Source organism: Pseudoalteromonas sp. SCSIO 43088 (assembly GCF_023650795.1).
GTDB lineage: Bacteria > Pseudomonadota > Gammaproteobacteria > Enterobacterales > Alteromonadaceae > Pseudoalteromonas > Pseudoalteromonas shioyasakiensis.
In genome coordinates this window covers 331,150-356,812 of record NZ_CP072675.1, presented here as the reverse complement: position 1 = coordinate 356,812, position 25,663 = coordinate 331,150, and the positions used below count along the sequence as shown (strand labels likewise).

The window sequence follows — 25,663 nt, the reverse complement described above, 5'->3', positions numbered from 1 at the left end:
GTGCAGTCAATGAGGCATAAAAAAACGGCGCGTAACTTACATTACGCGCCGTTTCTTTAAAGCTATAGTGACTTACTCAGTGTCTGGTAAGTTGCGACCGTAGAAGATTTCTTGCATCTCGCGGGTCAGCTTAGAGTAGATAACTTCTTCTTCTTCTTCCGAAAGATCTGCTGTAGAAACACCGAATAGGTAAGTATTCAAGTCAGTTTCTTTTAACATCATCTTCGTGTGGAACAAGTTCTCTTGATACACGTTCACGTCCATCATTTGGTACGCTTCTTTGGTATCTTCAGTCATATAGTTCTGAATTGAGTTAATCGCGTGATCGATATAGTGTTTTACACCATCAACGTCACGAGTAAAACCACGTACGCGGTAGTCAATTGTTACAACATCAGACTCAAGGCTGTGAATTAAGAAGTTTAACGCTTTTAATGGCGAAATAATGCCACACGTTGATACTTCGATATCAGCACGGAACGTACAAATACCATCATCAGGGTGTGCTTCTGGGTATGTGTGAACACAAATGTGGCTCTTGTCTAAGTGTGCTACCACTGTTTCAGGAAGAGGACCCGGCGCTTCATCAACGTCATACGTTGTTTGTTGCTCAATTGGCTCTTCAGAGATCAAGATTGTTACGCTGGCGCCTTGCGGATCATAATCTTGGCGAGAAACATTTAGAATGTTTGCGCCAATAATATCCACAACTTCACCTAAAATATCGGTAAGGCGATCAGCACTGTACTGTTCGTCGATATATTCAATATATTCTTTACGCTGTTGTTCCGTCTTTGCGTAACAAATATCGTAAATACTAAAACTTAAGCTCTTAGTTAAGTTATTAAAGCCATGAAGCTTAATTTTATCGAAGGGTTTATTCATGCTAAACCAACCTTAAAACGAGTGAAACCTGCACCAGCAGAAATAAAAGTTCGCGGATTTTATACGAATTTCCTGCTCGGAAAAAGCGTTATTTTACCTGTTCTTGCACAACTTCATGACTATGCGTAATTTCTACTGTCTTATCAAGCATTAAGGCTACAGAACAATACTTTTCAGCAGATAATTGTACCGCTCTTGCAAGGTGCTTTTCAGAGACATTATCACCGGTAACCACAAAGTGTAGATTAATCTTGGTAAACACGCGAGGTGCTGACTCAGCACGCTCTGCAGATAGCTTAACTTGCACATCAGAAAATGACTGTTTTGCTTTTTTTAAAATACTAACAACATCAACTGATGAACAACAACCCGCTGACATTAAAACCATTTCCATTGGGCTTGGCGCAGCGCTATCGCTACCTGCATCAAAAACTACATTGTGACCTGAATTTGAAAGGCCAATAAACGTATCGCCTTCTACCCATTTTACATTCGCTTGCATGTGCTTTATCTCTTAAAGTTATTTTGCTTGATTGTAAGCAAGTCACACACAGATGCAAGGGATAAGAGGTGAGCTTTAAAGGAAAGCGAGTTGCTAACTTTGAGCTGCTCGCTTAAAGACTAGAAATTGTGTTGTGCTTTATAAGTTAGGCACTTTCTACAACAGCACTATCGAATAAGTTTTTTACTAATCCAGCAAACTCATCAATAAACGCGTGTTGTTCAACGGTTACTGTGTGATTTGTAACGCTGCTCAGCACTTCCTGTAAGTCATATACGATACCGTCGACTTCGCGAACAATTTGGCTGCGTTGTTCAGTATTAAGCTCTGTGTGTTGCTCGCAAAGTAACATGACATTTTCTGCTATCACGTCTTCAATCAGCTCTAACACTGTTGGAGCTCCTGGTTTAATTTGACCCGGCTTCTCAAAAAGCGCTAAATTTTGAGTGAGATACATGACAAGATCATCGTACCCTTGCCTATCTAAAACCATACGACTGCACACCTAATAAAAAACTATCTCTTTAGATTTAAGCAGAAAGCGCTTTTAATTGCTACCTTTGCCAAGCATCTCATACAAAAAAAGCAGCCGAAGCTGCTTTTTATAATAATTTACGATTATTAATCGATTTTTAAGCCTGGGCTTAATGTCGCTGGCATTGCTACTTTTTCAAGCTCTACCGAAGCGACAGGGTATGCACAATAGTCAGCAGCATAATATGCGCTTGCTCTGTGGTTACCTGATGCACCAATACCACCAAATGGTGCTGCACTTGATGCACCTGTGATAGGACGGTTCCAGTTTACGATACCTGCGCGAATACGACGAAGGAAATGGTCGTAATCTGCTGCGCTGTCGCTTAATAAACCAGCTGATAAACCAAAGCTTGTGTCATTCGCTTTATCAATAGCGGCATCAAAATCAGTGAAGCGGAATACTTTAAGCAGTGGTCCAAAGTGCTCTTCGTCTGGGAAGTTAGCGACATTTGTACACTCTAAAATACCCGGTGTCACAAAGCCGGTATTTTCTTTGTGCGTTAGCTCAACTAACACTTCAGCGCCAAGCTCAACAAGTTGCTGTTGTGCTGTGACCATACCAGCTGCTGCTGCTGAAGAAATCATTGACCCGATGAAAGGTTGCTCTTCTGCGTCGTAGTCACCTACTTTAATAGCTTTAGTTGCTTTAATAAGACCCGCTAAGATGGCATCACCTTGCTCGCCTGCAGGTAAGAATAACTTACGCGCACACGTACAACGTTGACCTGTAGAGATAAACGCTGATTGAATAATATCGTGGATAGCCGCTTTAGTGTCAGCAACATCAGTAACGATAAGCGGGTTATTACCACCCATTTCTAAGGCTAAGATTTTACCCGGCTGACCAGCAAACTGTTCATGTAAAATATGACCAGTGCGCGAAGAGCCTGTAAAGAATAAACCGTCGATCCCTTTATGAGATGCAAGCGCTTTACCCGTTTCTACTTCACCTTGCACAAGGTTGATAACACCTGCAGGGAGACCCGCCTTTTGCCATAATTTTAACGTTAACTCAGCAACTGCTGGCGTTAGCTCAGACGGTTTAAATACCACGGTATTGCCTGCTAATAGTGCAGGTACAATGTGACCATTTGGTAAGTGACCAGGGAAGTTATAAGGGCCAAACACCGCTACAACACCATGAGGCTTGTGGCGGATCATCGCGCGACCTTGTGGCATTGGATTTTCAACATCGCCTGTACGCTCTAAAAATGCTTTTTCAGAGATAGCAATTTTACCCACCATCGCACCTGCTTCAGTGCGTGTTTCCCAAAGTGGTTTACCGGTTTCTTGTGCGATAGCAATCGCTAATTCTTCGCTGTGCTCTTTAAGCGTTTCTGCGAATGTTTTTACAATCGCTAAACGCTCTGCAAATGTTTTATCAGCCCAGCTGTAAAACGCTTCACGTGCAGCAGCGACTGCGCCGTCTACTTGTTCTGCGGTGGCAGTGTTTGCTTGCCAGATTACATCGTTATTTGCTGGGTTTACAGACTGAAAAGTATGACCAAGGCCTGCTTGCCATTGACCATTAATAAATTGCGCTGCATGAGTCATTAATATGTCTCCTGAATTCTATAGTTCTGCAAGTGATACTGAATCACCCGCTTCTAAGTGAAGTGCTTTTGCTAATTCACTTGAGATTACGATGCTATCGGCATCGCATGATAGGCTAACTTGAGTCACAGTTGCTCTAAAATCAGCAATTTTATCATTTGCTAACAATACCGTGGTGTCGCCTTGGCTTTCACCAATTTCAACTTTAACTGTGTGGGCATTTCTGACTGTAGCAATGTTATCTACTTTTGCTTCAACAGTTGGGCCTGCATCAAAAATGTCTACATAACCATTAAAGGTGAAACCTTCGCTCTTTAATAGTTCAATCGCAGGGCGTGTGTTGTCATGTACTTGACCAATCACAGCTTGTGCATCTTTGCTCAGTAAGTTGACGTAAATTGGATATTTAGGCATTAACTCAGCAATAAATACTTTCTGGCCAATACCCGTTAAGTAATCTGCCGTTGGAAAGTCCATTGAGAAAAAGTGCTCTTCTAGCCATTGCCAGAATGGGCTTTCGCCGCTTTCGTCAGACACACCACGCATTTCAGCAATGACGGTGTCAGCAAAACGTTCTCTATGTTGATTAATAAACATAAAACGCGCTTTTGAAAGCAATTTACCGTTATTATTTTTACGGTAGCCATCTTTTAAGAATAATGTACATAGCTCAGTTGCACCGGTGTAATCATTACACAGAGTTAAAATATCAACGGCTTTATACACGTCTAGCGTACGAGAAGAATGAATTACTTTGCTTAAATGATAATGATAAAAAGCATCATCTAAACCAACAGCAGCTTCAATACCCGAAGTCCCTACAACTTCACCCGTTTCGCTATCTTCAAGAACAAACAAGTAACCTTCATCACCTGGCTGCTGTGCTGCTTTTGCAAATGAGCTGACAGAATGATCAATTTTCTTTTGTAATAACTCTTCATTATTAGGCAAAGACGTAAAGCCATGGCCTGACTCAACAGCAATCTTTACTAACGCTTGGTAATCGCTTTGCTGGATTGGGCGAAGGATCATCATAAGTCCGCTTGCTCCCTTATAAATAACGGTAAATTAAGAAATGTGGGCAAGCTTAACTTGCCCTGAAATGACAGTTTCGTTTAGCCGTTAACGACTTTTGCAACTGCTTTTTCGAAACGAGCCATACCTTCGCGGATATCAGCTTCTGGAATTACAAGTGACGGAGTGAAACGAACAACATCAGCGCCAGCCACTAAAGACATAACGCCTTCTGCTGTACCAGCCACTAAAAACTCTTTTGCACGACCTTTGAATTGCTCTGTTACTACAGCACCAATTAATAGGCCTTCGCCACGGATTTCAGTGAATACATTGTACTTTTCGTTAATCGCAGTTAATAACTCGCGGAATAACGCTGACTTTTCTTTAACACCATTAAGTACGTCAGGAGTATTTACTGTGTCGAATGCAGCTTCTGCTACTGCACACGCAAGTGGGTTACCACCGTAAGTAGAACCATGAGTACCTACTTTTAAGTGCTTAGCAATATCAGTTGTGGTGATCATTGCACCGATAGGGAAACCACCACCTAACGCTTTTGCAGTCGTTAAGATATCAGGAGTTACATTTAGACCTTGATAAGCATAAAGCTCGCCCGTACGACCAACACCTGTTTGTACTTCATCAAAGATAAGTAGTGCATTGTGCTTTGTACATAACTCACGAACACCTTCAACAAACTCAGCAGTTGGCGAAATGATACCGCCTTCACCTTGCAGAGGCTCCATCATTACTGCACAAGTGCTGTCTGAGATAAGCGCTTCAAATGCTGCTAAATCGTTGTAGTCACAGTGAACGATATCACCAGGTTTTGGACCAAAACCATCAGAGTATGCAGCTTGACCGCCTACTGTTACTGTGAAGAAGGTACGGCCGTGGAAACCTTTGTTGAATGAGATAATTTGTGACTTTTGCTCACCAAAGTTATCAAGTGCAAAACGGCGTGCAAGTTTAAGTGCCGCTTCGTTAGCTTCTGCACCAGAGTTAGCGAAATATACTTTTTCAGCGAACGTTGCGTCAGTTAGCTTTTTAGCTAAGCGAAGCGCTGGCTCATTAGTCATTACATTTGATAAGTGCCAAATTTTTTCGCCTTGCTCTTTTAATGCACTTACAAGAGCTGGGTGACAATGGCCAAGACAGTTAACAGCAATACCACCAGCAAAATCGATAAATTCGCGACCTTCTTGGTCCCATACGCGAGAGCCTTCGCCTCGAACTGGAATAACACTTGATGGTGCATAGTTAGGAACCATTACTTGATCAAATAATTCGCGATTGACTGTCATTTTATATCCTCATAATTGTAAGCACACTCAGAGTAAGGTGGCGCTCTAAAGCTAAACTAAGCCATTTTACTTAGCCGATTGAGCTTAGCGCAAAATCACCCAAATTACTCTTTGGTTCAATTTTCATTCATCCATTATTTCAGAAAATTTTCGTCCTGTCTCTTAGAAAACTTTCATGTAGCCCTTGAAAATAAAGGGCTTGAGATATTTTTTCATGGATAGTGAATAACTATTTGAAGACTATTTTTTGCTCTAAATACTATAAAAAGGCGTACGGCTAGTGAGCCAAGCAGAGGCTAAAGAGAAAAAATTTGTCACTGCGGATTGATAAACAATGAATGAATAGTCGCAAAAAAATTAACAATTTTTTTAATTAATTTGAATATGAAAGCGATCAAAATTGCATTTTGCTAGCTGATCAAGCTCTTCTTTAGTGAAATCGAAGTGTGCAAACCAACGTTCGGTTTCGTCATTTTCGACTAGTTGATGCTCATTTAAACTTAAATACTGAGCGTAACAACGTGCTTTTAAAATCACCTTGGTAAGCGGCAAATACTCATCGTTTTTAGCTAAAGGTGTAGTTAACTGCTGCATTACCGCATTAAATGGCAAATACCTAAAAGCCATTTTCTCAATTACGGTGGCTGTTACCTTCATCGACTGCTTATTTAGCAAGGTGCTTAAAAATAAAGGATCCGGTTTTAGCTCTAATAAAGCTGTGTGTAGATCTTTCTTTTGCTCATCACGGGCTTTCGTTACTTGGCGCTGCCAAACTAACTCAAAAATACGAAGGTATATACGTACTAGCGCTATCTTACCCACGTCGAGTAGCATACCTAAGGTAAACGCGTGCACCTCATTTACACCATTTAATTTAGCAAGTTCTTGAGCAGCAATGGCACACGCCATTGAGTTATCACGAAGTCGACGCTTTAGTAGTGGAAATGGCTCTGTACTGTGTGGCATCCAATGACGTACCGCAAAGGTTGGCACGACAAACTTTAAGTTATCTAAACCAATGTAGCGAAGCGCTAACAGTGGGTTATCGACTTGAACTGAAGTGTGTTTATTACGTTGTTTTCGATAGAAAGGTAAATTCACAAACGCAACTAGCTCACGACCTAACCAACTCAAATCTTTAACTAACGGCTCTAGTCGACCTACTGAGGCCGAACGCACAGCTAAAATATCTAAAATAGCAGGTACGCTATCTTGAATCCCTATAGTTTCATGAATTACTGAATCAATGTCTTCAAGCTGCTTATGCATGGCAGCCTCAATCACTTGGTGTAATTGCTTGCTCGCCTGTGCACGGTATTTATGGTGAGCAGTGCTACTCTTTTGACGTTTTTTCTCGGCAGCAACTTCTACTTCTAATAGAGTTCGCTGCTCCATTGATTCGCCATAATCAATTTCAAGGGTATGAATAAAGCCAATTTGACGCTGTGCAAAACTGTGACCAAGCAAAAGATCGTGCGCGCGCTCATTAAGCACCATCGCAGTCCTTTGTTGTCGGGTTTCTTCGGTCATTTGCACAGGCGTATTGTCGGTCATATTTGTTAATTCACTAGCCTAAGGTTAGAAGCGAGTTAAAAAGTTAGCAAGTAATTCAAGCCCTTGTTGGGTCAAAATTGCTTCGGGGTGAAATTGCACTCCTTCAAGTGCTAAATCATTATGCATGATCCCCATAATTTCATCAAAATCAGAATTTTGTTCTGTCCATGCGGTAATAGTGAAGTCACTAGGCAGGCTTTGTTTATCCACCACTAAAGAATGGTAGCGGCATACCGTCAGCGGATTTGCCAAACCATTAAACACACCTTGATTGGTATGCTTAACTAACGAGGTTTTACCATGCATCACTTGCTTTGCACGAATAACATCAGCACCTAGAGCCTGAGCAATAGTTTGGTGTCCCAAGCAAATACCAAGAATTGGCAACTGCCCTTTTAATTGTTCGACCACTTGCAAGGAAATCCCCGCTTCGTTTGGTGAACATGGCCCAGGCGATAGTACGATGTGCTCAGGGTTAAGCTGTTTAATCTCAGCAATGCTGATCTCATCATTTCGTTTAACTAATACATCTTGGTCTAAGCGCTGAAAATATTGCACTAGGTTGTATGTAAACGAATCATAATTGTCGATCATAAGTAGCATACAGGCATTACCTCATTGTTTTAATTGTAAATTTTATCACAGTGATGGTAACCATACCCGCATTCATACCCGCAATTTCAATCAGTGCTTATTTACACACATTTCAATAAAATTTAAAAACCGGACTTCAACATTGGGCAACACCTTGCTCGCTTAGAAACCCAGCTCAAGGACATAGCTTACTAAGGTTATACTACCAAAAATCGATGATAGCTTGTCGTACTACACCAATGATGGTGCAATTGCCGTTGATCGGTATTGCAGGGTATTGCGGGTTCAAAGGTTTTAGATACTTCTGTTCACCATCAATAACCAACTGCTTAAAGGTTGCTTCTTTCGAATCATCCAAACGCGCAACAACCAATGAACCTGAAGAGTACGGTAACTCAGGATCAACAACGATCACAGCTCCCTCAGGTATGGATTTTTTTCCGCTTGGATTTTCCATACTGTCGCCTTTTACGCGAAGTGCGAAACAACCCTCATGTGCTTTCCCAGTGACTTCACGCCACTCCTCAGCATCTTCATGGGCAAATCCCTCCGCTATTTCAGTCCAATCACCGGCCTGAACCCAGTTAATGAGAGGAATTCTTCCCTTAATATCAGGCCCGACTTCTACATTACCGACCCCTAAGCCAATCTCACCATCACCTGAGGCGAGCCAATTAGCATTCACGCGAAGCGCCTCCGCGATCTGCATGGTGTAACGAGACCTAGCCGATTTACCAGAGCAAATCTGGCTGATCGACTGCTGTTTAATACCAATGCGACGAGCCAACTCAGACTGAGTCACCCCAGTAAGCTGCAAGGCATGGTTTAGTCGTTCGGATAAAGTTTTCATAAGTCCGTATTCTACAAATAAAACTGTAGCCTTTCAACAATTTTAACTGTTGACTTGTCTACAGTTTAAACTGTAACATTCAATCTTGTAACAGTTTTTATTGTAACAGGAGACGGTATGGAAGTGTTCAACACGACACAAAAACATCTCCGCCGTGCCATTGACTTGGTCGGCGGGCAATCAGCATTAGCACGAGCCATCAACTCAAAGCAGCAAAACGTCTGGTTTTGGTTGAATAAATCAGGGCGTGTTCCCGCTGAATTCGTTTTACCCATCGAACAAGCTACGCAAGGACAGGTAACCCGATCCCAGTTAAGACCGGACATCTATCCCGAATGCCCAAGCGAGCTGAAAGCCAGTAACCAGTAGGATAAAGGGCAAGTAATGGTCAGCATTTTACGTAAACACAAAAGCGAGTACCTCCATGCGTGATTATGGCAAGGTCTATACCCGCTTTTGGCTAAAGCAAAATGTCTTGTCCTGGAGTGACTCAGCGAAGTTGCTAGGACTGTATTTGCTTACATGCCCACACTGTAATTTGCTTGGCTGCTTTCGATTGCCGATTGGTTACGTTGCTTCTGACTTGAACTGGGATGAGCAACAAGTTGCTAAGGCTTTAAGTGAGTTAGAACAAGATAAGTTTCTTATTCGTTGCGAGGGATCTGGTTGGACTTTGATTCGGAGCTTTCTGAAGCACAACCCAATCGAAAACCCAAACCAAGGTAAGGCAGCCTTTCGGTTGCTTAAAGATGTACCTGCCGACTTCGTTGGTATGGCATCGCTTTTGAAATCTCTTGCCGCTTTTCAAGCTCGGCTACCAGAAGAATTTTCATCATTGTTTATGCCTGATGGCAACCCGGTAAGGGACTCTCAACGGTCGGATGACTCTGAGAGAAGCAATAAATCAACAGTTAAAACTGTTGCCCACATACAGTTTGAAGACTTCTGGGATGTACAAATACGCAAAGAAAAGAAAGCGAAAGCCAAAGAAGAATGGCTACGCATGGGCCTCAATGAAGACCATGAACTCGCCTTGGAAGTGCTAACACGCTGGAAAGAGCAACGAGACAACCGATTGCAGTATCAAGATCGGACTAAGACCCCTATGCCACATAACTGGCTTTTAAACCGGCAATGGGAAGACGAGTACGTTCGCATTGATGAAGTACAGCAATCATCGACGAGCCTAAAGGGCAGCAATCACCAATTGAATATTGAAGAAAGCAATCGTCGCATCGCTGAAAACTGGGCCGGACCAGGTATTCGGGAGGTTCGTTCAAGTGCAGGAGGTTGATAAACGCGAGTTTGCTGAAGTTTGGGGAGCAGCTTGGGCCATGTATGGCAAAAGCGTATCACCGCAATTGCTTTCCATCGCATTTGAAGCCCTTCGTGCTTATAGCATTGAAGAAGTGCGAATCGGTCTGACTCGGCATATTCAATCACCGGATACTGGGCAATTTTTTCCAAAGCCCGCTGACGTCATCAAGCATATCGATGGCAACTCGGGTTCAAGAGCCATGGTTGCTTGGAACAAAGTTGACAAGGCTGTTCGTCAGGTTGGCGCTTGGACATCCGTGATGTTTGACGATGCACTTATCCACCGCGTGATTTCAGACATGGGGGGATGGGTTGAACTCTGCAAGGTTGATGACAGGGAATACCCCTTTAAGCAAAAAGAGTTTTTAACACGCTACCAGGCTTACTTGCTACGGGACGAAGTGGGTGAATACCCAAGGCTATTACAGGGTATTGCAGACCATCAGAACCAGCAAAAAGGATTTGATATGCAAGCGCCTGTTGCCGTAGGCGACTGGTCAAAAGCGGCACAAGTTTATACGAGAGGCATCGCCGACTTTAGCGCAGTGCCATTAAAAAGAATAAGCCCGAAAGCCATTCAGGCGCTTCTCGGAAATCAATTAGAGGACAAAAATGAAAACGATTAAAGCAAAAACCATTGCCCTAGTGATAGCCATGTCCGCAAGCACTTCAGTCTATGCGTTTCCGGGCTATCAGTGGGAAAAAGCAGCACAAAGCGTTGGTATTGATCCAGTCATGCTCTACGCCGTTGCCTTGGCTGAGTCGGCCTCACATCGTGGTCTCAACATGACCAGTCCATGGCCATACGCAATTCGCAATGGTTCAAACGCAACCTACGCCAAATCTAAGACAGAAGCAGAGCAACTGTTAAACCAGGCACTGCAAGAGACTGAAAAATATCAGCTCGATATTGGCCTTATGCAAATCAATTTGCATTGGCATGGGCATCGGGTGAGCTCAGCAGCGGAACTGCTAGACCCCATCACCAACCTTACGGTCGGCTCAAGTATTTTGGCCGAAGCAATCAAGTCTTCACCAAATGATTTAGAGCTTGGCATAGGCCGCTATCACAGTTGGAACGAAGAGCGTGCACGCTGGTATGGGCAAAGAGTGCTTTCTATCTATCGCAATATTTTACATGAACTGGAGGTCCGTCAATGACAACCAATCAACAAGACTTCTATCAATTAAATTTGGCGTACCTACACGCAGCACGAGAATTGGCGCGAATTGATCCGCAAGAGGCCGTCTTGCGCTTTGGACTTACACGCGACGTAGTTGATGCTCTGATTAATGCTGGTGTTGACGACCTGCAACGAGTGGCGACCTCATCATTCATGCTGTTTCAACCAAGGGGTAACCAAAGCCAACTGATTGAGATGGTGAAGAGCAAAGGCACAGGTATCCCAAGAATCGCTTATTTATTATCAACCCTAAACAACAAGGGGGATTCATGATTGATAACCTGTCCAAAAGTGAGCTATTTACCCGAGCCTCGCTGCTTATTAAATACGGATTTCGAACAACCATCATCGCGCTCGATACAGGTTTGCCAATCCACATTATCAGAAGGCTCCACAAAGAAGTGACTGGCAAGTCACCTTGTCCTGGTCAATTGCCAGAATCTGATGCCATCGTTAAAAGTAGAAGAGCCTTAGTTGAAGGCTCTCTGCTGATGGCGCTTTATGTCAATATTGGTGGTGACAATGTCTACAAGCAATTAAATATTGATGCTTTGATGAAGGCTTACGATGCGTACTTGGTTGCAAGAGAAGAAGCAGATCTTCCAGCTGAGATCCCCTGGAAAAAACTAACCATTAATGAAGGTTGGGTTCTAGCTCGTGATTTAAGGTCACAGCTTGCATCCTTACACCGTTGTCGATGCGGTAGTCTGTATTTGACGGTATCTCAACAGCGCATTCAGCTTAAATGTCCTGTGTGTGAGATTATGGCCGAGCAAACCACTAGAGCACTTTTTGAGAACTAACATGCTGATGCATGATTTGATTGTGCACCTCCCGTGCACTTTGAGAGTACTAAGAAGATGACAAACTTACTTAAATCTTTACCAGCACGCTGCTGGTTTATATCACTGGGACTTTTTCTGGCGACTTTGGCTGCGGCTCATTTTTTTCCATCAGAAATATTAACGGCATCTGCCAAGTTAGCGGCTTTGCCATTTCTGATCTGCACCATCGTTTTTTTCGGCTACTTGGGATTCAAAGCGACCTGTAACCCCATCGGCCTAATAGCCATCATCACGATGCTTTTAGCAATCGCATATTGGCAAGCGAGTTGGACAATTGTTGGTTTGGGACTCTTTTTCATAGCTATTTGTACTGGAATTATATTCTTGAGTAGCCAAGTTAAAGATTCGGGTAGAACTTTGAGCATTGAAGAAAAATGGTATTGGTATAAGCTCCATTCGTTTTTTGATGGCTTTTATCCAAGGTATCCCAAAAAGCCAAAAAAATAGCCAGCCCACCACAAGCTGGCTACCTTCTATTTTCAGTTCCTTCCTGATGCCTGGTTATAAGCCCTAATATCGATCAAGTTGTTCTGAGCATAATCTCCCGCAAGCGATGCATTTGAGATCACCGCTATCTGCTTATCCACAAATGCTTTATCTTCTTCGGACACACTGTCAGGAATGTAAGCGCCACTCTCATCCTTTTGACGATACTCATTTAGCATTTGCTCCCTTAGACCTAGCATTTCAGGCGACCAACTCGATGAGTCTTCAGAGTTGAATACGCGTCCCGCCAAACCTTCATTGAAAGCTTGAGCGAACACTTGACTTTGAATCGGGGTCAATCCCATTCTCTGCCCTTCGCTGTATGCTTCCTGTTTGAAATCATCGGCATACTGTTCTAAGAACTCACCATATCGATTGTTAACTGCCGCACCAAATGCCCCCGCCAACATGGCTTCAGACTTAGTGCCCCAGTTTACTTCGGAGGCATACTGCGAACTCGATCCACTGTATGCATCATTAAACGCCGTCAATGGATTTTCCAAAGAGGTTCCGGCATCAACGGCGGCTTTTAACCCATCCCAGGTTGATTTGCTGGCCACCGTTGCGTTGTGCAAGAAACCTCGTGAGCCAGGATCTTCAAGCGCTTGTTCTTTGTAACTCTCATAGTCTTCGCCAAAGTGATTCAAGGTATGCAGAGCTGCATCAGTATGCTTGCCACTGAAATCACCAATAGCACTGGCGCTGTTGAAGAACATTTCAGCACCAGAGACTCCGCTATCATCAGCCATAATGCGAGATCGCCACTGAGAGCCAGCTTCACTGTTTAGTCCAGATTGATAGGTACTTGTGTCAGAAGCTACGGCCTGCTGGGCTTGTTGCTGATGCGCATTCAGCTGTCCATCTACACCAGAAAGATTGGTTTGGTAAGCAGATTGAGCCGAATTGAACTGCGTTTGAACTCTTGCAGCATCCTCATAGCCTCCCAGAACACCGGATTCAACTTGGCTTTGAGTGCCACCAAAAGTAGGTGCCGTTGATGACAAGCCTTCATTAGAGCGTGGCTGAATTGATCGTAAATCGGCTCCGGTAGCCATGGCCATAACAGTCATTGCTGCTTGATAGTCATTGTCTCGTTCAGCGGGCGTCGAGGAGTTGCTATAGGTTAAAGACTCCATAGCTGCGGCCACATACGCCTGATTATCATCAGGTAGCAAGCGCTGATACATTGGAAGGTTTTCACGTAATCGGTTACCTGCTTCAACATGCTGGTTCATATAGCGACCTAAATAATCCATGACTTCAGGATTATCCGCTGCTAATCGAGTTAACGTCGCACCATCCGTGTTCCTTTGTCCTGATAGACTGTAGCTGGCCTGATCAAGCTCACTAAAGCGGTTTGATGCCGTGATAACGTCTTGTGCTGAACTCTGAAGTGACTGATAGTCTTGATTAGACAACGACATCTCAACGCCAGAGCGTCTTGAATCTGAAAGGTCCTTAACAATCGCATCGCGAAACTCAGCACGTCGTGAATCACTCGATGCCAAGCTTTGCATCTCCCCAGTGAGCGTATTTGCGGTCGTAGACCGAGAACTGCCTTCTGACGACTCAACTTGGCCACTAAAGTTACCACCTAGATCCAACCCAGCTCGTACCCTTGATAGTTTTGGTACACGAGATGAATCTGGCTTATCCATTCCTGGCAAGTTGCCCTGTGGAGAATCATTGCCGCCCGTACCAAGAAGCCTTCCAAGAAAACCCTTATCAGCAACTTCTTTCTCACCGGGATTAGTAATAGTTCCATCGCCACCGACCCTTAGGCCTCCCGATAACACGCCAGATACCAAGCCACGTACAGCATCTTTTTTATCGTCTCCGAAACCATACCGAGTTTGTAGGTCATCAGTAACCTGATTAACAACGGCGCTAGATGCGGAATTAGAAGAACCGATTTGACGTCCAACTGAAGATAGATTGTCGTAACTTAGCTTTTCACCAAAAGTTCGGCTCATGGTATTGCCAACTTGACGGCTAAAGGCTTGAGTTGCCTGAGTCATGGATTCTTTTGCAGAGCCGACCATTGAACCCACCGCATTTCCGACAGAGAAACTGCTAAGTAGGTTTGACGCGCCGGTCATAGCAGAACCAGTGAGGGCTGAATTTTGGAACATTGACTGTGATTGCATCACCGGGGCATTTTTCGCGACATCTGGACTTGCCATCTTTTCATCAATGGCATCACCGTTTTGAAGACGTCCAGCCAAGTGGGTTGCAGTTATTGCTGAGCCATACACGAGCATGAGCGAAATTGCCGGAACACTCGACGCCAACATGCCGCCAGTAGCTATCCAGGTTTGCAGCACTGAATCCATCTGCATCATCCCAGCAAAAGATGGCACTTCTGTACCTGCAAAGGCATCAAGAGCCGACATTTTCCCTGCAACGGTTAAATGAATATACAGGTTAATGATAGCCATGACAGGCATCCAAAGTTGAATCCAAAGCAGGATTAACAAGTACTTCCCAGCCATTCGCATCCCGATTTGGCCAAGGGCTATCACAAAGGCCATCAAAGGGGTGATGGCGTAAATGAAACCCTCAAAAAACGTCATCATCGGACGAACGATACTTTGGAAAAGAGTCTGCTCCGCCGCCCATTGTGTATTGCGCTGTTCAATCGCTTGATTAACCATAACGGCGGCGGTGAAAGCTTGATCATCCATATACTTGCCCGTCACGCTTTGCTCATAAATAGGCAAAAGCACTGACGCGGTCATGTACTCTTGGGTGTTAACCGAAGCCAAACCAAGGTTATTCAGTGCATTTCGGATCACGTCATCAGTGTCAGTGGCTGACGAAGTCCCCAATGAGGCTGACAGAACCTGTTTAAGCCTCGGAATGAAGGTTGATTCTGTCATGAGTTTCAGTTGGCTATAGGCATCGGTGCAGTCCAGATCGCTACTGCTACCACTGAGCATGATGCGTGTGCCATATATGCGCGAATCAAACCTAATCGCAGTCATCGGGTTAGGATCACTCAGCACCTGATCTAGGTTCTTTTGGCCGATGTCGATGCCAATCAAGGTGCATTCTTTGATGTAGTTAAACCACGATTGCTCGATATCTGAGCCACCGACACGATTTGCATCACCCAACCCCGAGCGATCCATCACCTGTTTTCTCACTTTAATCAGTGACTGTAAACTGGATGCAAAGCCGTATTCCGTCATGGCGGGAGTTGAGAACGCCGTTTCAAACAATCGCGTGATTTGAAAGCCGACAGTTGAAATCGTACTGCCTGCGGCAGCAACACCGATGGGCACATTATCAACCACTCGAACTTGTCCCGTGTACGCATCCTCAATGCTCACTCGGGTACTGGGTCCAAACATGGTTGCAAAGACTAACCATGAGACTAAAACGTGTTGAAAGTTAATGCCACGACCGCCTTGCATTAAGGCCTGAACAGAGACCATCAATACCCCAATGAGCAAGCCAATGCGAACCATTGAAGTAAAGTCGCCTGTACCAGTAATCATCGCGACAGCGTTCAAGACCTGCTCTAAAAATGCCGAATCCCCGATGGAATAGATCTCCCACATGACCTATTCCCCCAGTGCCGTAGATTTAACGGTGTAATAACGCTGTTTGCGAATGGTCTGAATCACCTGGTTAAAATGCGCCAGCAACTCTTGCTCTGAGCCGTATCTTCGCTGTAACGCGGCGTACTCCTCATTGATTTGGCGACGTGCACGTTCAAGGTCTTCAGTTAACAACTTCGCATAGGCATGATCTTCTACACCAGAGGTGCTTCTTGCTGCATTGAGCATGTCTTCAACCAATGCTCGGGCCATCTCAACAGCAATAAATGGTGCAGCTCTAGAAGCAAACGACCTAGCAGCCCCTTCATTTAATGCAGAAAGTGTTCGAATCATGCCGCCAATGCTCGCAGGAGCCGATGTCATAAAAGCCTTTTCGGTGGTGCTAGCAGCTCCTGTATTTCGAGCAAACTTAAAAATAATGCCGTTACTGGAACCTGTACCAAGAAGTAAATTTTCGACCTGAGTTGATAACCCGGTTAGGGTCACGTTAGTGATTGTTGGATTCAGACAGCCGTCTTGTGTCACTGTGTCACATCGGTACATAGCGACGTTACCGCCGTGAATTAGATGCTCAATAGTCACTTTATTGCCATTCAGTCTGGTCAGTTTTGGGGCTTTACCTTGACCATCAGCCGCATTAGCCAAATCACCAACGATGATCGACCCCGTCACCGACATAACCGCTTCAAGAAAACGGTCATCCCCCGATGCAAACCAGCTTGATGCCGAATGACGTTTCAGTGCTCGCCAGACCAAGTTACCTTTAATCGTTTTATTCACATCAGATGCCGCGACACTTGAAGCATTCTCATAAGGGTTCTTACCGTTGGACTCACTCCAACTGGTAAAAATGTCTCCAGCCCCTTTAAGTGAGCTCAACATGCTGGCTTCTGTTTGCCCCTTCTTACCAAAAGCGGCCAGTGTATCGTTCACGACTCCCTGAGCCATTTGACAGGAATTGCCAAAATACTCGTTCAACTGCTGGATTTTCTTTTGCAGAGTCTCCATGTGCTGGGAACATTTCTCACACATAGCACTTAGCGCCAATTGGAATGCGTACCCCTTGGCATTTGCCGCTACAGAGCGAAGTAATTGAACGAACTGATCAGCATTAACAAATGACAAACTTCCAGCGAACATATCAATGCCGCCACAACCGGCTTGGAATGACGGAGGCACCATAGAGACGAGGTTCTCGTTCATGATCCTGTTACGAACAACAACACTTCCGCCAGATATAACGCCACGCCGCTGACTCTCGAATACACCAGGCGCAGTGCTGTTGGTCATTGAACCAAATAACTGATTCATCTCCTGTTGCAAGCTTGCTTGGCTCATAGACGAAAAACCAATCGCAAAGGCGATTAGCGATACTCGTAATACTTTTTTCATCGTTATAACCCTCCTTGTGCACGCAGATAGCGAACAAGGAACTCAGGATCCTGCAATATCTTCTCGTTAAGCTCTTGGGCTGACATCGCGAGTGACACGCCGGGCTGAACAGGTCTAGTGGCATAGTAAGTTTGATCGTCAATCCAACCGGCTTGATGGGCTGCAAGAATGATTCGATTATTGAGCTCATCAAGGCTCATTGCGCCTTGGCCAATCGGAGTGATGACATTAGGCGGATCAACTAAGAACACGGCAGGGACAGTCGTAACGGACAAGGATTGTGCTTGTCCTGAATCGACTTTGTAATTGGGAAACTCTCCACCCGGTAAAGGCATGCCATCGACAGCAATAGCAAACACCTCGAAACCGTAGTTCAAAGCCATGGATTCGATGATAGGCGCTTGAGCGTGGCAGTAAGGGCAATCCGAACGATAGAAGAAGAACAAGCCAGCCCGTTTTGCTACTTCACCTAAAGCTACATCGCGTTGAGCGCCAGCTTCTCGATCCATCCGATTGGCAGCATAGGTCGCCAAGGGTCTGCGACTGATTTCATCCAAAACAGGATCACCCATGACAACCTGCTGACTAACATCAGCAAATAGTGAGCCCTTATCCATCATAACGCGCTGAAGATACAGATAGGCTCGGACGTTCTCAGTGGTCGGCTCATCAATTGCCTTATCCATGAACGACTGCATGTGCTCACGAAACCAAGCAGCACTGAAAGGCTTTAGCCCGCTCTGACTCGACTCTGCCGCACCTGATTCCGGCTTTATAGGCTCTTCATCCTCCGCTGGCTCAGGAATGACCTGATACCAAAACCAGCCTTCCTGACCACGCTGATAGAATTGCCCATCACTAGCATGGGCGGGCAGGATGAATAGAAAGAAAATAATGATTGGGATGGTCACCCATAGGATGAACCAAGGGAACAAGGGGGTTCTCATTGTCAGCTCCAGAAAATTTCATAGAGCTAACATGCTAATGATCCCGGTAAGAGCGATTGGCCAGATAGATGAATGAATCGTGTGTTTTTCTGACTAGCTGTTGTGACCAGTAACAACAGCTAATTTTAACGAGCCAAATTTATGATTGGACCGCTTTGATACGATAGCGGACGTTAACATCAATAGATTTTTGAGCTGTTTTTAGTGTTCATTAGACGTTGTTCTACCTTCACCTTGATAGTCAACAAAACAACCTAAGCGGTCACTGATATTTTAAAGATTCAAATGAAATATTGATTCTATGACGCTTTCGCCTCTATTACGTCGTAGAAAAACACAAAAGAGTGGCCAAGCTATTACAATAACTGAGACGACGGCCTTTCTTGTTCCTCATTTTTAATCAAATTGACAGCTACTTTTCTGCATTTCTTATTCATAAGTGAAGTTGACCAAACTAACATTCTTTTGAGGAGTTTCTGTGTTGTCTCTATTGTCATAAGATCATCTTTTCCTATTACTCCTATGCTAAGTAAAGTAGCTTCCATCATGTTTTATACCTCAATATTTTTAATGTCGATTACCATAAAAGGTCATACCGCTGGGTAGTCACTAGCATATATATGTTGTTTTTACTCAGAAGCTTATTTGTTGGTAGCATAATACCCAATTACCAATATGGGATAAATAGTATTATTTTCAAAACATACTTACCAGTTCGTAATAATCAAGCGTATGGGTAATTGAGTTTTAGTGGAGGTTAAAAAGATAAAGACAAAGTTATATTTTAAATGAAATGGAAAATTAAATTTGCTGTGGGTGATGAGGGAATTATAGATCCGATGGTGAATTTATATTTCAAAGAGGGATAACTATCACAAGATCACAATTAACAAACTGCTATGAGAACGTACAAGTCACCTTATACATTCTCATAGGCTATTATTTTATCGATAAGGTTCACTGAGTATTACTTAATCACTGTTATTTTCAATTTTTCTCTCTTCACGACCTAATCCTAAAAACTTTAAACTCAAAGCAAGTAATAGAATAGAAACAGGGAGTATTAATATCTCCCATGTGAGGCTATTTAAGTTAATCAAAATGATTTCAAGAAACTTGACAAACAAGATGATAACAATAACTTCACCCAGAATGTTCTTTAAGCGACCAATATTTGGTGTGCTTATCCACCTGAGAACAGAGGTTTTATTTGTAACTTTCTTATCACAAATAAATAAGGTAAATACACCATGAGCGAAGATAAACAAGACAAGCGCAATGAGGAATGTGTCTAACGATTTAATTAAATAAGTCGTTGCTACTTCCGATGTATCAAGGTGGGACAAGCTTTCATTGGCCACTTGACCAAACAACACCGTCGTATAGGCCGAATAAGTCTTCATTGCCCCAACGATAAACAATAAAACAGATCCCAATAGCGAACAGATAATCGCTATCCAACTAATAAATCTAAATACATTAAATGTTTCTTTCATTTTTTAAATCCTTCAATAGCTTTTTCATATAGATCATTCAAGTCGGTGTTTTACGGGTTGAATAGGAGTGGGTAAATCGGTTTCACCCAAAGTTTCTAATAGGTTAATTTCAATAGTACGAGACATTGCGCTTAACGCTAAATCGTTAGCAGAAAGGCCAAATGGATCTTCTAACTCTTCACTTAAGGCATCTAAACCAAAAAACGTATAAGCCACTATTGCGCAAAATAACGGCGTAACTAACCCCTGTGAAGCAACAATACCAAAAGGTAATATTAAACAATATAGATAAGCGGTACGCTGAACTAGCAGCATATAAGCAAACGGCAGTGGTGTGTTCTGAATACGCTCACATGCTGCCTGAACTGAGGCCATTGAGGTAATATGATCATCGAGACTTTGCATTAAAAAGTCTGATAGTAATTTTTTATGGCCGCAGGTTCCTAGTTTTTTCCCCATCAAACGTAGCAAAGCATCAGGTAAATTTTTCGACTGACGTAGCGGTTCAATATCCTCTGGTTCAAGATATTTCTCTATATCATGCCAAGGATCTGATTGTCGAAGTTTATGTCGTAAGGCATGATTAAAAGCGATAGTTAAATGTATCATGCGTTTTTGTACTTCTACTCCGCCTTTAGCATCCCCATCGATATATGAAGTCACCTGACGGGATAAGCTACGAGAATCCACGATGAGTTGTCCCCATTGCTTGCGTGCTTCCCACCAACGGTCATAACAGGCATTGTTTCTAAAACCAAGGAACAATGACAATGCTATGCCCAAGAGCGCTAACGGAGCCAATGTAAAGTTTGGAAATACTGTGGGATAATAATATTGAGTCGCCGCTACCATTGCTCCTAGAATAGTCATAAAAGCAATTTGTGGAAAAATAAGTGGCACAACAGAGCCGCGTATAATAAAAAACAGCTGGAATGCATTGGGTTTATTTCTAACAATCATTATTTTCTCCAATTTTACGTTTTACAGATTCAACTTATTCTCAGTATAAGTTGCGGACACAAATTTAGCCCTTCTATAAATATTTTATGACGCATTGTGACTCCGAAGGAAGTCATCAAATGAATTCGAGTAAGACTTCGGAGTCATCGGTGGTTATGCTATCGTACGTCATGCTTAGCCGAGTGCTTTCGGGTGTTCGGTTTGAGCGACAGTTGCCTTACCCCTTAAACCTTCCTTCTCAATACCACGCTGGATGCGAGTTAACAGAGATAAACTTTCTGAGACTGGATGTCCTTGAAGACGAGTTTGGTATAAATCGGACAAGACAGTTTTCCTTAAAATAGGGAGGATTGATACAGCTCAATATGACTGATGAAAAATATAACGGATAAAAACTGCTGCGATGTCATCCATGACACGGCAGTTTTATCTAAAACAGTCGGATTACTACTTATTTATGTGCTTTGCATGGAAGCGCAAGTGCTCTTCAATAAAGCTCGAAATAAAGTAATAGCTGTGGTCATAACCTTCATGAATTGACAGCTCTAACGGATAATTATTAATATTTGCTGCCGCTTCTAACGCTTCTGGCTTTAATTGTTCTTTCAAAAAATCATCAGATCCACCTTGATCAACTTTAGCCGGAATAAACGTGGTTGCTCGACGCATTAAATTACTGGCATCATGATTGTGCCAAGTTGCTTTGTCTTTACCCAGGTAAGCGGTAAAAGCCTTTTTCCCCCAAGGGGCATTCGCTGGATTGCAAATGGGGCTAAAGGCTGACATTGAGCGATAACGTTCCGGGTTTAGCATGGCAATAGTCAATGCACCATGTCCGCCCATTGAATGGCCGCTAATGGCGCGTTTATCCGACACAGGAAACGCCGCTTCGATTATCTGAGGTAACTCATTCACCACGTAATCGTACATGTGGTAATGGCGATTCCAAGGAGCTTGAGTTGCGTTTACATAAAAGCCAGCGCCTTGACCTAAATCATAACCTTCGTCATTCGCTACGTCGTCACCACGAGGACTAGTATCAGGCGCAACAATGGCAATACCTAATTCGGCAGCCATGCGCAGTGCTCCTGCCTTTTGCATAAAGTTTTCATCGGTGCAAGTAAGGCCCGAAAGCCAATACAGCACTGGCACTTTTTCTCCATTGGAGACTTGTGGCGGCAAGTAAATAGCAAATCGCATTGGGCAATTTAACGTTTTAGATTGGTGGCTATATTGCTTGTGCCAGCCACCAAAACTTTTGCTTGCACTTAAATTTTCAATTGTCATGTTTGGACCTCAAAATGCTGCCCCGTTACAAAGTGGTAGGGCAGCAAAACTAACTATTACTTATCAAAATGAATTACAGTACGGATACTTTCGCCTTTATGCATTAATTCAAATGCTTCATTAATATCTTCAAGACCCATGGTATGGGTAATAAAGTCGCTTAATTTGAATTCACCGGCTAAATAACGTTCAACGTAATCAGGTAACTCAGTGCGACCTTTAACACCGCCAAACGCAGAGCCTCTCCATACACGACCAGTCACTAGTTGGAACGGGCGGGTTGATATTTCTTTACCTGCACCGGCAACACCAATAACCACTGATTCGCCCCAACCTTTATGACAACATTCTAACGCTGAACGCATTAAGTCAACGTTACCGATACATTCAAAAGAATAATCAACACCGCCATCAGTTAACTCAACAATCACATCTTGAATCGGCTTGTCGTAGTCTTTTGGATTAATAAAGTCAGTTGCGCCCAATTTTTTAGCTAACTCAAATTTACTTTCGTTGATATCAATAGCAATAATACGGCTCGCTTTCGCCATAGTAGCGCCAATAACAGCCGATAAACCAATACCGCCAAGACCAAAGACAGCTACCGTGGCACCTTCTTCAACTTTGGCTGTATTCATTACCGCGCCCATACCGGTTGTAACACCACAACCTAGTAAACATACTTCTTCTAATGGTGCGTCTTTATTAACTTTCGCTAACGAAATTTCTGGTAATACAGTGTACTCAGAAAAAGTTGAACACCCCATGTAATGGAAAATTGGTTGACCATCTTTATAAAAACGTGTGGTGCCATCAGGCATCAAACCTTTACCCTGCGTTTCACGAATTTGTTGGCACAGGTTAGTTTTACCTGATAAACAGAATTTACATTCGCCACATTCTGGTGTGTATAAAGGAATAACATGGTCGCCAACTTGTACACTCGTTACGCCTTCACCTATTTGTTCAACAATACCGCCACCTTCGTGACCTAAAATTACCGGAAAAATACCTTCTGGATCATCACCAGATAAAGTAAAAGCATCGGTATGACATACACCAGAAGCAATAACTTTAACTAATACTTCACCTTTGCGTGGTAGCATTACATCAACTTCTTCAATAGATAACGGTTGGTTAGGTCCCCAAGCGATGGCGGCTTTTGATTTGATAAATTTGTCAGTCATTTAAATTCTCACTTTTTTTTAAATATTGGTTTAAATAATAATCATGTAAATAACCTTTGAGTTACTCACTTTCAGTTTTTGTAATAATTAGCATTAAGCCTATTATTGAATATTTTTTAATCTAGCATGTCACTTAGTGCGCATGCCCTTGAGATAAATTAATTAATACAACCCCTGTGGCAACAAGTGCCATACCAGCCCAGGTCGTTAAATCTAAGTGTTGACGATAAACGATGGTTGATAATAACGTTACACTTACAATCGCTAATCCAGCCCATAAAGCATGAACGATACCAACCGGCATGCCTTTCATTGCTTGCGACAAAAACATAAAAGCCGCAAGGTGCCCTGTTAACACCAAAGCGCTTGGTATCGGGCGGGTAAATCCCTCTGTTTCTTTTAACGCAACGTGAGATAATGTTTCAGCGATAACGCCTAATAAAAGAAATAACCAGCTCATGTATTCACCCTTATAAATATAGTCATAACCTAGCTAAAAGCTTTATTTGCTTTAATTAGGTTGCGCTTTGTTGATGGAGGCTATTATAACTATCTTATAAAAAATGATAATATGCTATTTTAGTAAATCACTTGTACATATAGGTAACAATCATGCAGTGGGACGGTATCAGCGAATTTGTTTATGTTGCGGAAAATGAGAGCTTTACGTTGGCCTCAAAAAGAATGGCGATATCAACAGCCCAAGTTAGTCGTCAGATAAGTGCGCTAGAAAAGCGCCTTAATATCAAATTATTTTATCGCACAACACGTAAAGTCTCCTTAACCGAAGAGGGACGTGTTTTTTATCAACACTGTCGTAGCGTACTCGATGGATTAGATGCAGCAGAACGTGCTATTACAAACTTGCAATCTAAACCTCAAGGGAAAATTAAGTTAACAGCCCCAGTAACCTATGGTGAGAAACAGGTATTACCCCTTGTGAATAATTTCATGAAGCAATATAACGATGTAGAAGTGTCTGCTTATTTAAGCAATCGTCAAATTGACATCGTTGATGAAGGGTATGACTTAGCTATTCGTCTGGGTAAATTAAGTGATTCGACAATGATGGCAAAAAAATTAGGTAAGCGAACAAACTATGTTTGTGCATCGCCAAGCTATCTAGAGAAACAGGGTATACCACATTCTATATCAGAGCTTAATAAGCACAGTTGTTTATTGGGGACAAATGATCATTGGCATTTTAGAGAGTCAGGAAGAGAAAAAAGTATCCGAGTAACGGGGAGGTTACGATACAACAATGGTTATAGCTTAACCGATGCAGCACTCAAAGGTTTAGGGATAGTGCAATTGCCTGATTACTATGTTCAGCAGCATATTCAACGTGGCGAACTAGTTACCTTGTTAGACAGTTATCGTGCGCCTGACGAAGGTATATGGGCGGTTTATCCTCAAAACCGCCATTTATCACCTAAAATTAGATTACTTGTTGACTATTTAGCTGAGCAACTACTTTAATCTCATGCTTTTCTGAACTGCATACCCAGATTCTATATAGCGCATCAATGTATGTAGTGCATATCCGCCACTGCATACAAACCTCTCTCCTTATTGCTTTTTTGATTAAAATACATTGTTACCGTCAGGTAAAGGTAATTTACAAATTAAGGTATTATCATTTATTTAGAAAGGTATATTATACCTCCATCGAAACGAGCCGTAGCAATTTAGCTACACATCGATAAGCAAATAATTAACTTAACTCTATGGAGAATATAAATGAGCATATTTACTCATGTAACTGTTGGTACTAACGACTTAACTAAATCACGCACTTTCTACGATAACGTTTTAAAGACAATTGGCCTTAAGCGCATCGCTGATTTAGATGAAAATGGAACTATTTGGGGCGTAGATGCACCATCATTTTTTGTTTTAAAACCAGCTAATGGCCAACCAGCTAGCGTTGGTAACGGTGGTACGGTAAGCTTTGAAGCACCGAACCGCGCAGCAATCGACGCATTCCATGCCGCCGCAATAGCTGCTGGTAGCCCTGATGAAGGCGCTCCTGGTACACGAGATTGGGCACCGAATGCATACGCAGCCTATACTCGCGACCCTGATGGCAACAAGCTAGCAGTCTACTGCTTTAAAGAAGCGTAAATTAACGCGACCTCTTAATCAAAATATAAAACACCGATTAGTCGGTGTTTTTTTGCATTCAGAAGCAGTATAAACCTA

26 protein-coding genes are annotated in these 25,663 nt (G+C 43.0%); 9 read left to right on the top strand and 17 right to left on the bottom strand.

The annotated features are described in order from the left end of the window. Nucleotides 1–72: 72 nt before the first annotated feature. From speD to J8Z28_RS01700, 9 genes are all read right to left on the bottom strand, one after another. Nucleotides 73–885 (bottom strand): adenosylmethionine decarboxylase, encoded by an 813-nt coding sequence (speD, locus tag J8Z28_RS01740; protein WP_054552422.1) that lies wholly within the window; start codon nucleotides 883–885, stop codon nucleotides 73–75. 88 nt (nucleotides 886–973) lie between these two features. Further along, nucleotides 974–1,387, bottom strand: a complete 414-nt coding sequence (locus tag J8Z28_RS01735) for an OsmC family protein (protein ID WP_055020887.1) — start codon at nucleotides 1,385–1,387, stop codon at nucleotides 974–976. Nucleotides 1,388–1,532: 145 nt separating this feature from the next. After that, nucleotides 1,533–1,880 carry a DUF3802 family protein gene (locus tag J8Z28_RS01730; RefSeq protein ID WP_054563480.1) on the bottom strand — a complete coding sequence of 116 codons (348 nt, stop codon included), beginning with the start codon at nucleotides 1,878–1,880 and terminating at the stop codon, nucleotides 1,533–1,535. Between the two features lie 128 nt (nucleotides 1,881–2,008). Further along, nucleotides 2,009–3,478, bottom strand: coding sequence for a succinylglutamate-semialdehyde dehydrogenase (gene astD / locus J8Z28_RS01725; RefSeq protein ID WP_062566651.1), 1,470 nt, complete (start codon nucleotides 3,476–3,478; stop codon nucleotides 2,009–2,011). A gap of 18 nt (nucleotides 3,479–3,496) precedes the next feature. Beyond that, nucleotides 3,497–4,513: an arginine N-succinyltransferase gene (gene astA, locus J8Z28_RS01720; RefSeq protein WP_054563478.1), complete on the bottom strand. Its 1,017-nt coding sequence runs from the start codon at nucleotides 4,511–4,513 to the stop codon at nucleotides 3,497–3,499. Nucleotides 4,514–4,593: 80 nt separating this feature from the next. Beyond that, the gene (locus tag J8Z28_RS01715; protein WP_054563477.1) at nucleotides 4,594–5,799 is read right to left on the bottom strand and encodes an aspartate aminotransferase family protein; all 1,206 of its coding nucleotides are present in this window, start codon (nucleotides 5,797–5,799) and stop codon (nucleotides 4,594–4,596) included. Nucleotides 5,800–6,168: 369 nt separating this feature from the next. Further along, entirely contained in the window at nucleotides 6,169–7,329 is a 1,161-nt protein-coding gene (locus J8Z28_RS01710; RefSeq protein WP_062566687.1) for an HDOD domain-containing protein, read from the bottom strand. Nucleotides 7,330–7,377: 48 nt separating this feature from the next. Next, a complete protein-coding gene (locus J8Z28_RS01705) occupies nucleotides 7,378–7,956 on the bottom strand; it encodes an anthranilate synthase component II (protein ID WP_054552416.1) in 579 nt (192 codons plus the stop codon). Between the two features lie 193 nt (nucleotides 7,957–8,149). After that, nucleotides 8,150–8,797, bottom strand: a complete 648-nt coding sequence (locus J8Z28_RS01700) for a LexA family protein (protein WP_250659782.1) — start codon at nucleotides 8,795–8,797, stop codon at nucleotides 8,150–8,152. A 117-nt stretch (nucleotides 8,798–8,914) separates the two neighbouring features. On the opposite strand from J8Z28_RS01700, the gene J8Z28_RS01695 reads away from it, so the two are divergent. Genes J8Z28_RS01695 through eexS form a run of 7 tightly spaced genes read left to right on the top strand, consistent with a single transcriptional unit; the run spans nucleotide 8,915 to nucleotide 12,590 of the window. Then, a complete protein-coding gene (locus tag J8Z28_RS01695) occupies nucleotides 8,915–9,166 on the top strand; it encodes a helix-turn-helix domain-containing protein (RefSeq protein WP_000451746.1) in 252 nt (83 codons plus the stop codon). A 55-nt stretch (nucleotides 9,167–9,221) separates the two neighbouring features. Continuing rightward, entirely contained in the window at nucleotides 9,222–10,091 is an 870-nt protein-coding gene (locus tag J8Z28_RS01690) for a hypothetical protein (RefSeq protein WP_250659781.1), read from the top strand. Beyond that, the gene (locus J8Z28_RS01685) at nucleotides 10,078–10,740 is read left to right on the top strand and encodes a DUF6475 domain-containing protein (RefSeq protein WP_007105460.1); all 663 of its coding nucleotides are present in this window, start codon (nucleotides 10,078–10,080) and stop codon (nucleotides 10,738–10,740) included. Before J8Z28_RS01690 ends, J8Z28_RS01685 begins: the two co-directional genes overlap by 14 nt. Next, on the top strand, nucleotides 10,727–11,275 hold the full coding sequence (locus J8Z28_RS01680; RefSeq protein ID WP_008843242.1) for a lytic transglycosylase domain-containing protein: 549 nt from the start codon (nucleotides 10,727–10,729) through the stop codon (nucleotides 11,273–11,275). The genes J8Z28_RS01685 and J8Z28_RS01680 overlap by 14 nt, the downstream gene beginning before the upstream one ends. Further along, nucleotides 11,272–11,571, top strand: coding sequence for a flagellar transcriptional regulator FlhD (locus tag J8Z28_RS01675; RefSeq protein WP_008843241.1), 300 nt, complete (start codon nucleotides 11,272–11,274; stop codon nucleotides 11,569–11,571). The genes J8Z28_RS01680 and J8Z28_RS01675 overlap by 4 nt, the downstream gene beginning before the upstream one ends. Then, nucleotides 11,568–12,101, top strand: a complete 534-nt coding sequence (locus J8Z28_RS01670) for a FlhC family transcriptional regulator (protein ID WP_000566753.1) — start codon at nucleotides 11,568–11,570, stop codon at nucleotides 12,099–12,101. Before J8Z28_RS01675 ends, J8Z28_RS01670 begins: the two co-directional genes overlap by 4 nt. Nucleotides 12,102–12,158: 57 nt before the next feature. Beyond that, the gene (gene eexS, locus J8Z28_RS01665) at nucleotides 12,159–12,590 is read left to right on the top strand and encodes an entry exclusion protein EexS (RefSeq protein ID WP_250659780.1); all 432 of its coding nucleotides are present in this window, start codon (nucleotides 12,159–12,161) and stop codon (nucleotides 12,588–12,590) included. A gap of 32 nt (nucleotides 12,591–12,622) precedes the next feature. Here the strand turns inward: eexS and J8Z28_RS01660 are convergent, their stop codons facing one another. From J8Z28_RS01660 to J8Z28_RS01625, 8 genes are all read right to left on the bottom strand, one after another. After that, nucleotides 12,623–16,192, bottom strand: coding sequence for a conjugal transfer protein TraG N-terminal domain-containing protein (locus J8Z28_RS01660; protein WP_250659779.1), 3,570 nt, complete (start codon nucleotides 16,190–16,192; stop codon nucleotides 12,623–12,625). 3 nt (nucleotides 16,193–16,195) lie between these two features. Further along, nucleotides 16,196–17,584, bottom strand: a complete 1,389-nt coding sequence (locus J8Z28_RS01655; RefSeq protein ID WP_250659778.1) for a conjugal transfer protein TraH — start codon at nucleotides 17,582–17,584, stop codon at nucleotides 16,196–16,198. 2 nt (nucleotides 17,585–17,586) lie between these two features. Beyond that, nucleotides 17,587–18,531 carry a thioredoxin family protein gene (locus J8Z28_RS01650; RefSeq protein ID WP_250659777.1) on the bottom strand — a complete coding sequence of 315 codons (945 nt, stop codon included), beginning with the start codon at nucleotides 18,529–18,531 and terminating at the stop codon, nucleotides 17,587–17,589. A gap of 971 nt (nucleotides 18,532–19,502) precedes the next feature. Further along, nucleotides 19,503–20,027, bottom strand: a complete 525-nt coding sequence (locus tag J8Z28_RS01645) for a YqhA family protein (RefSeq protein ID WP_182259250.1) — start codon at nucleotides 20,025–20,027, stop codon at nucleotides 19,503–19,505. A 33-nt stretch (nucleotides 20,028–20,060) separates the two neighbouring features. Continuing rightward, nucleotides 20,061–20,987 (bottom strand): bestrophin family protein, encoded by a 927-nt coding sequence (locus J8Z28_RS01640; RefSeq protein ID WP_250659776.1) that lies wholly within the window; start codon nucleotides 20,985–20,987, stop codon nucleotides 20,061–20,063. Nucleotides 20,988–21,434: 447 nt separating this feature from the next. Next, the gene (gene fghA, locus J8Z28_RS01635; RefSeq protein ID WP_250659775.1) at nucleotides 21,435–22,274 is read right to left on the bottom strand and encodes an S-formylglutathione hydrolase; all 840 of its coding nucleotides are present in this window, start codon (nucleotides 22,272–22,274) and stop codon (nucleotides 21,435–21,437) included. A gap of 56 nt (nucleotides 22,275–22,330) precedes the next feature. Beyond that, nucleotides 22,331–23,461: an S-(hydroxymethyl)glutathione dehydrogenase/class III alcohol dehydrogenase gene (locus tag J8Z28_RS01630; RefSeq protein ID WP_250659774.1), complete on the bottom strand. Its 1,131-nt coding sequence runs from the start codon at nucleotides 23,459–23,461 to the stop codon at nucleotides 22,331–22,333. A 133-nt stretch (nucleotides 23,462–23,594) separates the two neighbouring features. Further along, a complete protein-coding gene (locus J8Z28_RS01625; RefSeq protein WP_250659773.1) occupies nucleotides 23,595–23,921 on the bottom strand; it encodes a DMT family transporter in 327 nt (108 codons plus the stop codon). 152 nt (nucleotides 23,922–24,073) lie between these two features. Here J8Z28_RS01625 and J8Z28_RS01620 point away from each other — a divergent pair, with 152 nt between their 5' ends. Continuing rightward, on the top strand, nucleotides 24,074–24,940 hold the full coding sequence (locus tag J8Z28_RS01620) for a LysR family transcriptional regulator (RefSeq protein ID WP_250659772.1): 867 nt from the start codon (nucleotides 24,074–24,076) through the stop codon (nucleotides 24,938–24,940). 261 nt (nucleotides 24,941–25,201) lie between these two features. Further along, a complete protein-coding gene (locus tag J8Z28_RS01615; RefSeq protein WP_250659771.1) occupies nucleotides 25,202–25,585 on the top strand; it encodes a VOC family protein in 384 nt (127 codons plus the stop codon). Nucleotides 25,586–25,663: the final 78 nt, after the last annotated feature.